This window comes from Sphingomonas sp. SDUR79, from assembly GCF_056821745.1.
In genome coordinates this window covers 1,353,305-1,367,178 of sequence record NZ_JBPDIN010000001.1, presented here as the reverse complement: position 1 = coordinate 1,367,178, position 13,874 = coordinate 1,353,305, and the positions used below count along the sequence as shown (strand labels likewise).

Sequence of the window (13,874 nt, the reverse complement as noted above, 5' to 3'; positions counted from 1 at the left end):
GGTTATCCTCCCCCTGGCGGGGGAGGATCAGCTCGGACTCAGCCCAACGCCGCCTTCACCGCTGCGCTGGCCTTGCTCATGTCGAGGCTGGCCGCATGCCGCGCTTTCAGCTCGGCCATGACGCGGCCCATGTCTTTCATGCCGGTGGCGCCGAGGTCGGCCTTGATCGCCTCGATCGCGGCGGCGGTTTCTTCCGCGCTCATCTGGGCGGGGAGGAAGCCTTCGATCACCGCGACTTCGGCCTTTTCCTTGTCGGCGAGTTCCTGGCGGCCGCCCTTTTCGAACATCTCGATCGATTCGCGGCGCTGCTTGACCATTTTCTGCAGCACTTCGACGACCAGCGCGTCGTCGTCGGCGACGGGGCTTTGCGTGCGCGCTTCGATGTCGCGGTTCTTGATCGCGCTCTGGATCAGGCGGATGGCGGCGGTGCCGTCCTTGTCGCCGCCCTTCATCGCGGTGATCAGGGCTGCCTTGATGTCGTCGCGGATCATTTGATTTATCTCTCAACTGAATCGGAATTGTCCCCAGATAGTCGCGACAGGCGGTTGACGCGAGGGGGGTAGGGGTCTAGCGGGCAGCGCTTAGCGACATCGCCGGAAAAACTGACAGGAGCGACCTTCTCTGATGGCCGAAGCCACGCCCATTATCGTGCCTGAAGGAGCTACAGGCGTTCTGGTTCTCGCGAGCGGCGAGGTCATCTGGGGCCGTGGATTCGGGGCCGAGGGCGCGGCGGCGGGGGAAGTCTGCTTCCACACCGCGATGACCGGATATCAGGAGATCATGACCGACCCGTCGTTCGCGGGCCAGATGATCTGCTTCACCTTCCCCCATATCGGCAATGTCGGCGCGAACCCCGATGATGTCGAGGCGGACAATCCGCACGCGCTCGGCATGATCGTGCGTGAGGATGTGACTGCGCCGTCCAACTTCCGCAGCGTCGAGCGGCTGGACGACTGGATGCGCAAGCATAACCGCATCGGCCTGTCGGGCATCGACACCCGCGCGCTGACGCGGCGCATTCGCGGCAAGGGCGCGCCCAATGGCGTGATCGCGCATTCGGCTTCGGGTGAGTTCGACATTCCCGCGCTGATCGAACAGGCAAAGGCCTGGCCGGGGCTGGAGGGCATGGACCTGGCCATCACCGTCACCACCGAAACGCATTTCGGGTGGGAAGGCGGCGTGTGGCGGCTGGGCTTTGGCTATGAGGTCGATGGCGATGGCGCGCGGCCGCATGTCGTGGCGATCGATTATGGATCGAAGCACAATATCTTCCGCAATCTGGTGAAGGCCGGGGCGAAGGTGACGGTGCTGCCCGCGACCGCGACTGCCGAGCAGGTGTTGTCGTTCAACCCCGACGGCATTTTCCTGTCGAACGGGCCGGGCGATCCGGCCGCGACCGGCGCCTATGCCGTGCCCGTGATCCGCGAGCTGCTGGCCACCAAGAAGCCGCTGTTCGGCATCTGCCTTGGCCATCAGTTGCTGGCGCTGGCGGTGGGCGCGCAGACGACCAAGATGTTCCAGGGGCATCGCGGCGCGAACCATCCGGTCAAGCGGCTGAGCGACGGCGCGGTCGAGATCACGTCGATGAACCACGGCTTTGCGGTCGAGAGCGCGACCCTGCCCGCAGGCGTGGTCGAGACGCATGTGTCGCTGTTCGACGGCAGCAATTGCGGGATCGAGATCGACGGCGGGCGGGCGTTTTCGGTGCAGTATCACCCCGAGGCGTCGCCGGGGCCGCAGGATAGCTTCTATCTGTTCGAGCGGTTTGTGGGGATGTTGCGGTGAGAGCTGTTTTGGCTCTCTTTTTCCTGAGCGCGTGCACAACAGGCGTAACGCCTCCGCAGGATGCGTCCTATGCTTGGAGGCGTCCGGAAACCGGATGGTACTGGGTTCCGAAAGGCACATCCGCGACACAAATTGTCGAAGCGGCGACAGCTTGCTCGGCGACGACGCATGGCGCAGTCGCTCACCATGAGCCGGTTCCTGACGGGTATGACTGGGTTGTGTTCAAGTTCGAACCCGCAGTGACCCAGCCTGCACGCACTTGCACGATCAATCGGCTCGGAGCGATCCCGAAGCTGACTGCTTACGAGAAGAAATAATGCCAAAACGCACTGACATCTCCTCCATCCTCGTCATCGGCGCTGGTCCCATTGTGATCGGTCAGGCGTGCGAGTTCGATTATTCGGGCACGCAGGCGATCAAGGCGCTCAAGGAAGAGGGCTATCGCATCGTCCTGGTCAATTCGAACCCGGCGACGATCATGACCGATCCCGAGCTGGCCGACGCGACCTATGTCGAGCCGATCACGCCGGCGGTGGTCGCCAAGATCATCGAGAAGGAGCGGCCCGATGCCGTCCTGCCGACGATGGGCGGGCAGACGGCGCTGAATACCGCGCTGGCGCTGGCCAATGATGGCACGCTGGAGAAGTACGGCTGCATCATGATCGGCGCGGATGCCGAGGCGATCGACAAGGCCGAGGATCGGCTGAAGTTCCGCGACGCGATGGACAAGATCGGGCTGGACAGCGCGCGTTCGGCGATTGCTCATAGCGAAGCCGAGGCGCTGGAGGGGCTGGAGAAGGTCGGGCTGCCGGCGATCATCCGTCCGTCCTTCACGCTGGGCGGCACCGGCGGCGGGATTGCGTATAACAAGGAAGAGTTCATCGAGATCGTCCGCAAGGGGCTGGACGCATCGCCGACGACCGAGGTGCTGATCGAGGAATCGCTGCTCGGTTGGAAGGAATATGAGATGGAGGTCGTGCGGGACCGCAACGACAACTGCATCATCATCTGTTCGATCGAGAATGTCGATGCGATGGGCACCCACACGGGTGACTCGATCACGGTCGCGCCCGCGCTGACGCTGACCGACAAGGAATATCAGATCATGCGCAACGCCAGCATCGCGGTGCTGCGCGAGATCGGCGTCGAAACCGGCGGGTCGAACGTGCAGTTCGCGGTGAACCCGAAGGACGGGCGCCTGATCGTGATCGAGATGAACCCGCGCGTGTCGCGGAGTTCGGCGCTGGCGTCGAAGGCAACCGGCTTCCCGATTGCCAAGGTCGCGGCGAAGCTGGCGGTCGGGTACACGCTGGACGAGATTACCAACGACATCACCGGTGCGACCCCGGCGTCGTTCGAGCCGACGATCGACTATGTCGTGACCAAGATTCCGCGCTTTGCGTTCGAGAAGTTCAAGGGCGCCGAAGCGACGCTGGGCACGGCGATGAAGTCGGTCGGCGAAGTGATGGCGATTGGCCGCAACATCCATGAATCGATGCAGAAGGCGCTGCGCGGGCTGGAGACCGGCCTGTCGGGCTTCAACAATGTCGAGCGTCTGCAGGGCGCGCCGCGCGACGTGATCGAGGCGGCGCTGGCGCAGCGCACGCCCGACCGGCTGCTGATCGCGGCGCAGGCGCTGCGTGAGGGCTTTACGGTCGCCGAAGTGCATGCGCTGGCGGCGTACGACCCGTGGTTCCTGGAGCGGATTGCCGAGATCATCGCGGCGGAAGAGGAAGTGTGCCGGGGCGGCCTGCCGCAGGACGCGGCGGGGATGCGGCGGCTCAAGTCGATGGGGTTCAGCGACAAGCGTCTGGCATGGCTGGCGCTGCGCTCGGCGAACCTGCGCGAAGGCACCGACGCGATGGCGAAGTCGTCGGGGCTGATCGGTGAGGTCGTCAAGGCGATGACCGGCGGCGTGACCGAGGCCGATGTGCGCAAGCTGCGCCACAAGCTGAACGTGCGCCCGGTGTTCAAGCGGATCGACACCTGCGCCGCCGAGTTCAATGCCAAGACGCCGTATATGTATTCGACCTATGAGGCGCCGTCCTTTGGCGCGCCCGAGTGCGAGAGCATGCCGACGTCCGCCAAGAAGGTCGTCATTCTGGGCGGCGGGCCGAACCGGATCGGGCAGGGGATCGAGTTCGACTATTGCTGCTGCCACGCGTGCTTCGCGCTGGCGGATGCGGGCTATGAGACGATCATGGTCAACTGTAACCCGGAGACGGTGAGCACCGATTATGACACGTCGGACCGGTTGTATTTCGAGCCGCTGACGGCGGAGGATGTGCTGGAAATCTTGGCAGTCGAAATGTCGAACGGCACGCTGGCGGGGGTGATCGTCCAGTTTGGCGGGCAGACGCCGCTGAACCTGGCGCGCGCGCTGGAGCAGGCGGGGATTCCGATCCTGGGCACCTCGCCCGACGCGATCGATCTCGCCGAAGACCGCGAGCAGTTTGCCGATCTGGTGTCAAAGCTGGGGCTCAAGCAGCCGCAGAACGGCATTGCGCGCAGCCGTGAAGAGGCGATCGCGGTGGCCGAGCGGATCGGCTATCCGGTGCTGACGCGGCCGAGCTTCGTGCTCGGTGGCCGCGCGATGGAGATCGTCGATACGGTCGAGCAGCTTGATCACTATATCCAGACTGCGGTGCAGGTGTCGGGCGACGCCCCGGTGCTGATCGACCAGTATCTGCGCGACGCGATCGAGGTCGATGTCGACGCGATTTGCGATGGCGACGATGTCGTGGTCGCGGGCGTGCTGCAGCATATCGAGGAGGCGGGGGTCCATTCGGGCGACAGCGCCTGTTCGCTGCCGCCCTATAGCCTGCCCGATGCGATCATCGCGGAGATCGAGCGTCAGACCGATGCGCTGGCGCGGGCGCTGAAGGTTCGCGGCCTCATGAACATCCAGTTCGCGGTCAAGGACGGCGAGGTCTACCTGATCGAGGTCAATCCGCGTGCCTCGCGCACCGTGCCGTTCGTCGCCAAGGCCATCGGCATCCCGATCGCCAAGATCGCGAGCCGCGTAATGGCGGGCGAAAAGCTGAAGGACCTGCCCAAGATCGATCGCAACATCGATTATATTGCGGTCAAGGAAGCGGTGTTCCCGTGGGGCCGCTTCCCCGGCGTCGATCCGGTGCTGTCACCGGAAATGAAGTCGACCGGCGAAGTGATGGGGATCGATCGCGATTTTCCCACGGCCTTTGCCAAGGCGCAGCTGGGCGCGGGAACGGTGCTGCCGAGCGGTGGCAATGTCTTTGTCAGCGTCAAGGACAGCGACAAGCCGGTGGTGCTGCCGGGGGTGAAGCTGCTGGTCGAACAGGGCTTTACCATCGTTGCGACTGGCGGGACGGCCGATTATCTGGCCGCGCAAGGCGTCCCGGTCGAACGGGTCAACAAGGTCGCGCAGGGCCGCCCGCACATCGTCGACCGGATTCGCGACGGCGATATCGCGTTGATCTTCAACACCACCGAAGGGTGGCAGTCGCTGAAGGACAGCGAATCGATCCGTGCATCGGCGCTGTCGCTGAAGATCCCGTACTTCACCACGGCGCCCGCCAGCGTCGCCGCATCGCAGGCCATTACGGCGCTGAGTGGCCAGTCCCTTGAAGTCCGTCCGTTGCAGGCTTACTATTCGCAATCGCACAATTGATCCCCCACAACGAAGGTTAGGGTGCGAGCGGGCCGATTGAGGCACGCCGGGGACACGGGGCTTTTGACGAAGGACGGGTTTGAATGGCGACGGTCGAGAAGATGCCGATGCTGGCGGAAGGCTATGAGAAGCTCAACGAGCAGCTCAAAGTGCTGAAAGCCGAGCGTCCGCTGATCGTGGACGCCATCGAGGAAGCGCGGGCGCATGGCGACCTGTCGGAAAACGCCGAATATCATGCGGCGAAGGAACGGCAGGGCCAGGTCGAGGCGACGATCGCCGATATCGAGGACAAGCTGAGCCGCGCGCAGATCATCGATCCGCGCGACCTGTCGGGCGACCGCATCGTATTCGGTGCGACGGTCACGTTGCTCGATGAGGAAGACAAGACGGTGAAGTACCAGATCGTCGGCCAGGCCGAGGCGGACGCCAAGACGGGGCGGATCAGCTACAATTCGCCGCTGGGCCGCGCACTGATCGGCAAGAGCCTGGGCGATGAGGTCGAAGTGACCGTTCCGGCCGGCGACCGCTGGTACGAGGTCAACAAGATCGAGTTTATCTGATCGGGTCCCCCTCCCGCTTGCGGGAGGGGAGATTCCGGGTCACCCCTCTGCGTCAGGCTCCATCAGCCGATGGAGGTGGACCACCACATATTTCATCTCGGCATCGTCGACCGTGCGCTGCGCGGCGCCGCGCCATGCCTTTTCGGCGCTGGCATAGTCGGGGAAGATGCCGACCACGTCGAGCTTGGTCGGATCCTGGAAATCGAGCGTCATGGGGTCCTTCACGCGACCGCCGAAGACGAGGTGCAGCTTGCTCATAAATGCTCCCGGGGAATGAGATACCCGGGTGCCTTAGCCGCGTTGTTGCACTGCACTCAATACCGTGCCGCACCGTAACGGCGCGGCACGGCGAGATATCATGCGTCGGTCTTGCTCGCCGCCGCTTCCTTGGCGGCGGTGAAGGCCGATCCAATGATCTTGCCGATCTGTTCCTTGGCGGCGTCGCGCTGGGGGAGGATCGCGTCGATCTCGGCTTTTCCGGCGTCGCGCGCGGCGGTGGCGGCGGCCGTGGCACCCTCCGCGAGGCGCTTGCCGACGGGAGCGAGCAGGTCCTTCTCCTGCTGTGGACGCGGGATCAGCGCGCCGATGACAGCGCCCAGCGCGACCCCGCCGGCGACGAGCGCGATCGGGTTTTTCGCGAGTCCTTCGACGGTGCTGGGCTTCTGTGTGTTGCGGGGCGTGGTCATTTCGACGATCCTTTCTTCGGACGGGCGTTGGTCCTGGATTTGGGGGCGGTGCTACGGTTCTTCAAACTCGCCTTGGCCGCAGCGGTTGCACCACCAACCAGCAATCGGGCGAGCGGACGGCGCGTGAGGAAGAGCAGCGCTGCGCCCGCCGCGAGCGCGACGGTGCGCGGATTGGCGCGGACCGTCGCTACGGTGTCGCGGGCGACATTGATTGCGACATTCTCGACCGCATCCTGCGCCAGCGCCATTGGGTTCAGCTTGTCCTGCATCCGCCCCAGCGTGCCGAACAGCCGGGCGCGGGCATTGCGACTGCGGGCTTCGGCCTCGGTCAGTTCAGTGGGAAGCACTTCAGTCATGGCATGTTCCGGGGTCGGATGGCGCGGCGGTAGCGGACGAACGCGGCACGCCCGGCCACGGCGGCCGCGCCGAGGGCGGTAACGACCACGATCAATGTCGCGGCGGCCGGGCCGACATGGGGGGAGAGGATCAGAACCAGACCGACGATCAGCGCAATCGCGGCCGAATTGGCGAGCAGGAATACCAGCGCGCCGAAGATCAGAGCCGCGCGCGCGTCGCTGAGCCGGGCGAGCGCGAGTGCCTTCCAATAGCCGATTTCCGCATCGGCAAAGGCGCGCGCATCGGCAACTGCCTGAGCCGCCAGTGCGCCGATGCTGTCGTCTTCCCGTTCGTCCACTATGCCCCCCAGGCCATATTATGCCTTGGTGCTGTCGTTTGGATCACCCTTGTCCGCAAGGTCGCCTGCAGCGTCGAGCCCGGACTTGAGCAAACGTGCGAGGACGAAGCCGACGCCAGCCGCAATGCCGACGGCAACCGCGGGGCTTTTCTTCACGAACTCGCGGGCGTCGTCGAGCAGATCATCGACCTGCTTGCCGCGCAGCGATTCGGCGAGGCCGGAAATCTGGTCAGCGGCGGAACGGGCATATTGGCCATATTGTTCGCCAAGCTTTTCATCGACCGTCCCGGCGGCGTCGCGCATCATCGTCGAGAACTCGTCGAGCGCGCCGGTGGCCTTTTCCTTGCCGGTGTCGGCGAAGGAGCGGGCCTTGTCGCCGGCCTGCCCGGCGAGCTTGCCGGCCTCGTCACGGACGAATGCGCCTGCGCTGCGTTTGCCCTCTTCACCGGCGGCGCCGGTGTCCTTGAGCGGTGGGGCGGCGACGAGGGCGTCGGTCGCGGGGTCCATGCTCTGGTCCTTGGGGAATGTTTCGTCAGCCATCGCTCGAATCCCTTCTGCTGGTTCATCCAGACAACCATGGCGCGGCGCGAGGGTTCCCCGCCATCCGTGATTTGCCCAGCGGCGACGAACGGGATAGAGGCCCGCGCGACACCGTCTTGACCCAAGGTAGGGAGACCATTTCGTGACCGCAATCATCGACATCCATGCACGCCAGATTCTCGACAGCCGCGGCAACCCCACGGTGGAGGTCGATGTGTTGCTCGAAGATGGCAGCTTCGGGCGCGCGGCGGTGCCGTCGGGCGCGTCGACCGGTGCGCATGAGGCAGTCGAAAAGCGCGACGGTGACACGTCGATGTATCTCGGCAAGGGTGTACTCGAGGCGGTCGAGGGCGTGAATGGCGAGATCGCCGAGGAGATCACCGGCCTCGACGCCGAGGATCAGGCCGAGATCGATTATGCGATGATCGAGCTGGACGGGACCGAGAATAAGGGCCGGCTGGGCGCGAACGCAATTCTGGGCGTGAGCCTGGCGGTTGCCAAGGCGGCGGCGGACGCGCGCGGCCTGCCGCTCTACCGCTATGTCGGTGGCGTGTCGGCGCATGTTCTGCCCGTTCCGATGATGAACATCATCAACGGCGGCGAGCATGCCGACAACGCGATCGACTTCCAGGAATTCATGATCGTCCCCGTCGGCGCGGACTCGCTGGCCGAGGCAGTGCGGTGCGGCGCGGAGATTTTCCACACGCTGAAAAAGGGCCTGCACGACAAGGGCCTGTCGACAGCGGTTGGCGACGAAGGCGGCTTTGCGCCCAATATCGCATCGACGCGCGAAGCGCTCGACTTCATCATGGCCAGCATCGAGAAGGCTGGATACAAGCCCGGCGATGACGTGATGCTCGCGCTCGATTGCGCCGCGACCGAATATTATCGCGACGGCGCCTACAAGATGGTAGGTGAGGGCAAGACGCTGTCGTCGGCGCAGAATGCCGATTTCCTCGCCGATTTGTGCGCAGGCTACCCGATCTTCTCGATCGAGGACGGCATGGCCGAGGATGATTGGGACGGGTGGAAGCTGCTGACCGAGAAGCTCGGCGGCAAGGTCCAGCTGGTTGGCGATGATCTGTTCGTGACCAACCCCAAGCGGCTGAAGCGCGGCATCGATGGCGGTTATGCCAACTCGCTGCTGGTCAAGGTCAACCAGATCGGCACGCTGACCGAAACGCTGGAAGCGGTGAGCCTGGCGCAGCGTTCGTCCTATACCGCCGTCATGTCGCACCGTTCGGGCGAGACCGAGGATGCGACGATCGCCGACCTCGCGGTCGCGACTAACTGCGGGCAGATCAAGACCGGGTCGCTCGCGCGTTCGGACCGGCTGGCCAAGTATAACCAGCTGATCCGGATCGAGGAAGAACTGGGTGATGCGTCGGTTTATGCCGGTCGCGGCATTCTACGGGGTTGATCGCCGAGTCGGTTTAGGCGAGATTAACTGTATGAGCCGGTCCACTCCGTTCAATACGATCCTGCGTCGCGCCGGCTTGCCCGCCGTGGCGATCATCCTGATGGGCTTTTTCGCCTATTCGGCGGTGCTGGGTCCGAACGGCGTGCTGGTCTACGGCGATTACAAGCGCCAGCTCGAGGTCAAGCAGGCCGAACTGGCCAAGCTGGAGGCGCAGCGCGCCCAGCTGCGCAACCGGGTGGCGCTGCTCAAGCAGAGCGGCGCCGATCCCGACATGGTGGACGAACTGACCCGCAAGAAGCTCAACGTCGTGCACCCGGACGAGGTTATCGTCACCCTCGATTGAGCGGGGCGGGTCGGCAGCGCACGGCGTGATGCCGGATTTTGCCTAACCGTTGCGCATGCGGTATATCCGTGCCGACGGGGTATCCGAAATATGGCCATCCAGGGCGTTCACGACGATGTCGTGGCGATGCTTCACGCTGCCGCGCACGCGCAGGGCGACGGGTCCTGCGCTTCCTGCGGCGCGAGCAAGCCTGTTCCGCGGATCGGCCGACGCACGCCTGCTGCCATATTGGTGCAAGAGGTCCAGGCGCTATTGCAGCAGGCGTTGGTGGCTCGGGTCAGCGGGCTGGTACTGCTCGATCGGAGCGGCGACCTCATCTTTGCGGATGCGGGTGCGCTGGCGATCCTGACCATGCGAGACGGGCTGTGGTGGGCAATTGACGGATTGGCAACCGGACGGGGGCCGGAAACGCGCCGATTGCGGCAGATGGTGTCAAACAGCCTGTGTTTGTCGCCAACGGTGTCGCAAATCGTCCGGATGCAGATGCTGGTCACCCGCGCTTCGGGTCGCCATCCCTATCTCGTCCGATTGGTGCCGACGGCCCCGAAAACAGGCCGTGCCTGGGACGAGGTCGCATGCGCGGTGCATATCTATGATCTCGGCACCGTCCATTTGCCCGATCGTGGGGTGCTGCGCGAGGTGTTCGGGCTGACGCAGCGCGAAGCGGATCTGGCGATCGAACTGGTGCGAACCGGTGGCCTTGGGCCCGCAGCCGCAGCGGCGGCGATGGCGTATAATACCGCGCGCAACCACCTGCACGGGATTTTCGCCAAATGCTGCGTCGCGACCCAGGCGGAAGCGATCCGGCTGCTCGCGGCGCTACCGTAAATGCTGCGCCGCGCTGGTCCGAACGGACCAGGCGGCGAGGATCGACACCTGGCTACCCCGCCCGGATAGTCACGCGCCTGCACCCGTACGTGCCCGGCGGGAAGCGTCGCGTTCCGAAAACAGGAGATCAGCATGGCGAGCAAACATATCGGATTGGTTCTTGCGGTGACGGCGTGTGTCGCGGTTGCCCCGCTGTCGGTGCGTGCAGCGCATCAGGCAACGAGCGGGAAGGCGGGCCAAGCTGCCCAAAAGGGGTCACCGGCGACGACGGGTCGCGGCGGCACGCAGTCGACGCGTTCGACGGGCGGGTTCACCGGCTTTCCGGTGACGACCAACGCAGACTATTACAACACGAACGAGGCCCAGAATCCGGAGAAGAAGCCGGTCATCATCGTGGCGACGTGCAACGCGACGAGTGAAGGCAAGGAGCTGAACGGTTGGGTCGGCGCAAATGCCCCGTCGAATTTCCAGAAAATGGTGGCTTCTGAGTCGGGAACGGCGCGGGCGAGCGTGACCTTTGTGGTCCCATGGAACTATTGGTACAAGGTCGAGACCAAGGCCATGGTCGGTGGCGCGCCGACCGTTCCCGACATGCAGTGCGAGGCAACCGGCTGGCTCGTCTATTGAACGTGGCAGTGACGTAAGCCGGAATTGGAGTGAACCTGCCCTATCTGTGCCCCTGTCGCTGCCTCCTGAAGGCACGCGATGGGGGTATTGGGTGAACGGATCGACCGGGCCGTATGCTGCACAATCGGCGGGTGAGGGCGTGCGCCGGGCCACAGCATTAGATGCGATCGTAACTAGCGGCGCTTGCCATTGCGCCCAGTGCGATATCCGGCCTATAGGGCCGGTTCCATCTTTCCCCAGGATGAGGATCATCGTGGCAAAATCCCCGGCCAAAGGCCGCATTAACGAACCAGCTCCAACCAACCGTGAGCGTCCAAACGAACCGCAACGGTACAATGCGTCGAAGGAGGAGCTGCTCGAATTCTATCGCCAGATGCTGCTCATCCGCCGTTTCGAGGAGAAGGCGGGCCAGCTCTACGGCCTCGGCTTCATCGGCGGCTTCTGTCACCTGTATATCGGGCAAGAAGCGGTCGCGGTCGGCCTGCAGTCGGCGCTGGACGGCGAAAAGGATTCGGTGATTACCGGCTATCGCGACCATGGCCACATGCTCGCATACGGCATCGATCCCAAGGAGATCATGGCGGAGCTGACCGGTCGCGCCGCAGGCATCAGCCGCGGCAAGGGCGGGTCGATGCACATGTTCTCGACCGAGAAGAAGTTTTACGGCGGCCATGGCATCGTCGGTGCGCAGGTGTCGCTCGGCGCGGGCCTTGCGTTTGCGCACAAATATCGCGGTGACGGTGGCGTCGCCATGGCCTATTTCGGCGACGGCGCCGCGAACCAGGGCCAGGTGTACGAGACCTTCAACATGGCCGAGCTGTGGAAGCTCCCGATCATCTTCGTGATCGAGAATAACCAGTACGCCATGGGCACGAGCGTCAACCGCGCGTCGTCCGAGGACCAGCTGTACAAGCGCGGCGAAAGCTTCCGCATCCCCGGCATCCAGGTCGACGGCATGGATGTGCTGGCGTGCCGTGGTGCGGCTGAAGAAGCACTGGCGTGGGTCCGCGCGGGCAAAGGTCCGATCATCCTTGAGATGAAGACGTATCGCTATCGCGGCCATTCGATGTCCGACCCGGCGAAATACCGTTCGCGCGATGAGGTTCAGGCGGTGCGTGAGAAGAGCGATCCGATCGACGCGGTGAAGAAGGAACTCGAAGCGATCGGCGTCAAGGAAGATGAGCTGAAGGCGATCGAGGCCGAGATCCGCAAGGCGGTGAACGAGTCGGCGGACTTTGCCGAGCAGGCACCCGAGCCGGATCCGGCCGAGCTGTATACCGACGTTCTGGTGGAGACGTACTGAAATGGCGATCGAGCTGAAAATGCCCGCGCTCTCGCCCACGATGGAAGAGGGAACCCTCGCCAAGTGGCTGGTGAAGGAAGGCGATACGATCAAGTCGGGCGACATCATCGCCGAGATCGAAACCGACAAGGCGACGATGGAATTCGAAGCCGTCGATGAAGGCACGATCGCGTCGATTCTGGTTGCCGAGGGCACCGATGGGGTCAAGGTCGGCACCGTGATCGCGACGATCGCGGCCGAGGGCGAGGATGCTTCGGCTCCGGCTCCGGCTCCGGCTCCGGCTCCGGCTCCGGCTCCGGCTCCGGCTCCGGCAGCTGCACCGGCCCCCGCGCCGGAAGCGCCCAAGGCGTCGCAAGAGCCGAAGAAGGCCGATAGCGGCACCAAGCAGCTGGCGAGCGACAAGGCGGCGAGCGTTGCCGACCCGGAGCTTCCAGCCGGCACCGAGATGGTCAAGACGACCGTCCGCGACGCGCTGCGTGATGCGATGGCCGAGGAAATGCGCGCCGACGATCGCGTGTTCGTGATGGGCGAGGAAGTCGCGGAATATCAGGGCGCCTACAAGGTGACCCAGGGTCTGCTCGACGAATTCGGTCCGCGCCGCGTGATCGATACGCCGATCACCGAATATGGCTTTGCCGGTATCGGGTCGGGCGCGGCGATGGGCGGCCTCAAGCCGATCGTCGAGTTCATGACGTTCAACTTCGCGATGCAGGCGATCGACCACATCATCAACTCGGCCGCGAAGACCAACTATATGTCGGGCGGCCAGATGCGCTGCCCGATCGTGTTCCGTGGTCCCAACGGCGCGGCGAGCCGCGTCGGCGCGCAGCATTCGCAGAACTACGGGCCGTGGTATGCCAGCGTTCCGGGCCTGATCGTGATCGCGCCCTATGACGCGGCGGATGCCAAGGGCCTGCTCAAGGCGGCGATCCGGTCGGAAGACCCGGTCGTGTTCCTTGAGAACGAACTGATGTACGGGCGCAGCTTTGACGTGCCCAAGCTCGACGACTGGGTGCTGCCGATCGGCAAGGCGCGTATCGTGCGTGAGGGCAAGGACGTGACGCTGGTCAGCTATTCGATCGGCGTCGGCGTTGCGCTCGAAGCCGCCGAGAAGCTGGCGGCCGAGGGCATCGAGGCTGAGGTGATCGACCTGCGCACGCTGCGCCCGCTCGACACCGACACGGTGCTCAAGAGCCTGAAGAAGACCAACCGCATGGTGGTGGTCGAGGAAGGCTGGCCGGTCTGTTCGATCGCGTCGGAAATCATCGCAGTGTGCATGGAGCAGGGCTTCGATGACCTCGACGCCCCGGTGATCCGCGTGACCAACGAAGACGTGCCGCTGCCCTATGCCGCGAACCTGGAGAAGCTCGCGCTGATCACCGCCGACAAGGTGGTGGCCGGGGTCAAGAAGGTTACGTACCGCTGAGAACTACCAGCCC

General features: G+C 64.4%; 15 protein-coding genes. 9 read left to right on the top strand and 6 right to left on the bottom strand.

Annotated features, from left to right (window positions below; translation table 11 throughout):
- Positions 1-38: 38 nt before the first annotated feature.
- Positions 39-491 (bottom strand): GatB/YqeY domain-containing protein, encoded by a 453-nt coding sequence (locus ACRYLO_RS06605; protein WP_482659429.1) that lies wholly within the window; start codon positions 489-491, stop codon positions 39-41.
- Positions 492-624: 133 nt separating this feature from the next.
- Here ACRYLO_RS06605 and carA point away from each other — a divergent pair, with 133 nt between their 5' ends.
- From carA to greA, 3 genes are all read left to right on the top strand, one after another.
- Positions 625-1,785, top strand: a complete 1,161-nt coding sequence (gene carA / locus ACRYLO_RS06600) for a glutamine-hydrolyzing carbamoyl-phosphate synthase small subunit (protein ID WP_482659428.1) — start codon at positions 625-627, stop codon at positions 1,783-1,785.
- Between the two features lie 316 nt (positions 1,786-2,101).
- Positions 2,102-5,434, top strand: coding sequence for a carbamoyl-phosphate synthase large subunit (gene carB, locus ACRYLO_RS06595; RefSeq protein WP_482659427.1), 3,333 nt, complete (start codon positions 2,102-2,104; stop codon positions 5,432-5,434).
- Positions 5,435-5,517: 83 nt separating this feature from the next.
- Positions 5,518-5,994, top strand: coding sequence for a transcription elongation factor GreA (greA, locus tag ACRYLO_RS06590; RefSeq protein WP_482659426.1), 477 nt, complete (start codon positions 5,518-5,520; stop codon positions 5,992-5,994).
- Between the two features lie 39 nt (positions 5,995-6,033).
- Here the strand turns inward: greA and ACRYLO_RS06585 are convergent, their stop codons facing one another.
- From ACRYLO_RS06585 to ACRYLO_RS06565, 5 genes are all read right to left on the bottom strand, one after another.
- A complete protein-coding gene (locus ACRYLO_RS06585; protein WP_482659425.1) occupies positions 6,034-6,252 on the bottom strand; it encodes a DUF4170 domain-containing protein in 219 nt (72 codons plus the stop codon).
- Positions 6,253-6,350: 98 nt separating this feature from the next.
- Positions 6,351-6,680 (bottom strand): hypothetical protein, encoded by a 330-nt coding sequence (locus tag ACRYLO_RS06580; RefSeq protein ID WP_482659424.1) that lies wholly within the window; start codon positions 6,678-6,680, stop codon positions 6,351-6,353.
- On the bottom strand, positions 6,677-7,036 hold the full coding sequence (locus tag ACRYLO_RS06575) for a hypothetical protein (protein WP_482659423.1): 360 nt from the start codon (positions 7,034-7,036) through the stop codon (positions 6,677-6,679). Before ACRYLO_RS06575 ends, ACRYLO_RS06580 begins: the two co-directional genes overlap by 4 nt.
- Positions 7,033-7,374, bottom strand: coding sequence for a phage holin family protein (locus ACRYLO_RS06570; protein WP_482659422.1), 342 nt, complete (start codon positions 7,372-7,374; stop codon positions 7,033-7,035). Before ACRYLO_RS06570 ends, ACRYLO_RS06575 begins: the two co-directional genes overlap by 4 nt.
- Positions 7,375-7,392: 18 nt before the next feature.
- A complete protein-coding gene (locus ACRYLO_RS06565) occupies positions 7,393-7,914 on the bottom strand; it encodes a hypothetical protein (RefSeq protein ID WP_482659421.1) in 522 nt (173 codons plus the stop codon).
- Positions 7,915-8,056: 142 nt separating this feature from the next.
- On the opposite strand from ACRYLO_RS06565, the gene eno reads away from it, so the two are divergent.
- From eno to ACRYLO_RS06535, 6 genes are all read left to right on the top strand, one after another.
- A complete protein-coding gene (gene eno / locus ACRYLO_RS06560; protein WP_482659420.1) occupies positions 8,057-9,334 on the top strand; it encodes a phosphopyruvate hydratase in 1,278 nt (425 codons plus the stop codon).
- A 31-nt stretch (positions 9,335-9,365) separates the two neighbouring features.
- Positions 9,366-9,677: an FtsB family cell division protein gene (locus ACRYLO_RS06555; RefSeq protein ID WP_294016486.1), complete on the top strand. Its 312-nt coding sequence runs from the start codon at positions 9,366-9,368 to the stop codon at positions 9,675-9,677.
- Between the two features lie 90 nt (positions 9,678-9,767).
- Complete coding sequence (locus ACRYLO_RS06550) at positions 9,768-10,505, top strand: hypothetical protein (protein ID WP_482659419.1); 738 nt, start codon at positions 9,768-9,770, stop codon at positions 10,503-10,505.
- A 132-nt stretch (positions 10,506-10,637) separates the two neighbouring features.
- Positions 10,638-11,132, top strand: a complete 495-nt coding sequence (locus ACRYLO_RS06545) for a hypothetical protein (protein WP_482659418.1) — start codon at positions 10,638-10,640, stop codon at positions 11,130-11,132.
- Between the two features lie 253 nt (positions 11,133-11,385).
- Entirely contained in the window at positions 11,386-12,435 is a 1,050-nt protein-coding gene (gene pdhA, locus ACRYLO_RS06540; protein ID WP_482659417.1) for a pyruvate dehydrogenase (acetyl-transferring) E1 component subunit alpha, read from the top strand.
- Between the two features lies 1 nt (position 12,436).
- Positions 12,437-13,861 (top strand): pyruvate dehydrogenase complex E1 component subunit beta, encoded by a 1,425-nt coding sequence (locus ACRYLO_RS06535; protein ID WP_482659416.1) that lies wholly within the window; start codon positions 12,437-12,439, stop codon positions 13,859-13,861.
- Positions 13,862-13,874: the final 13 nt, after the last annotated feature.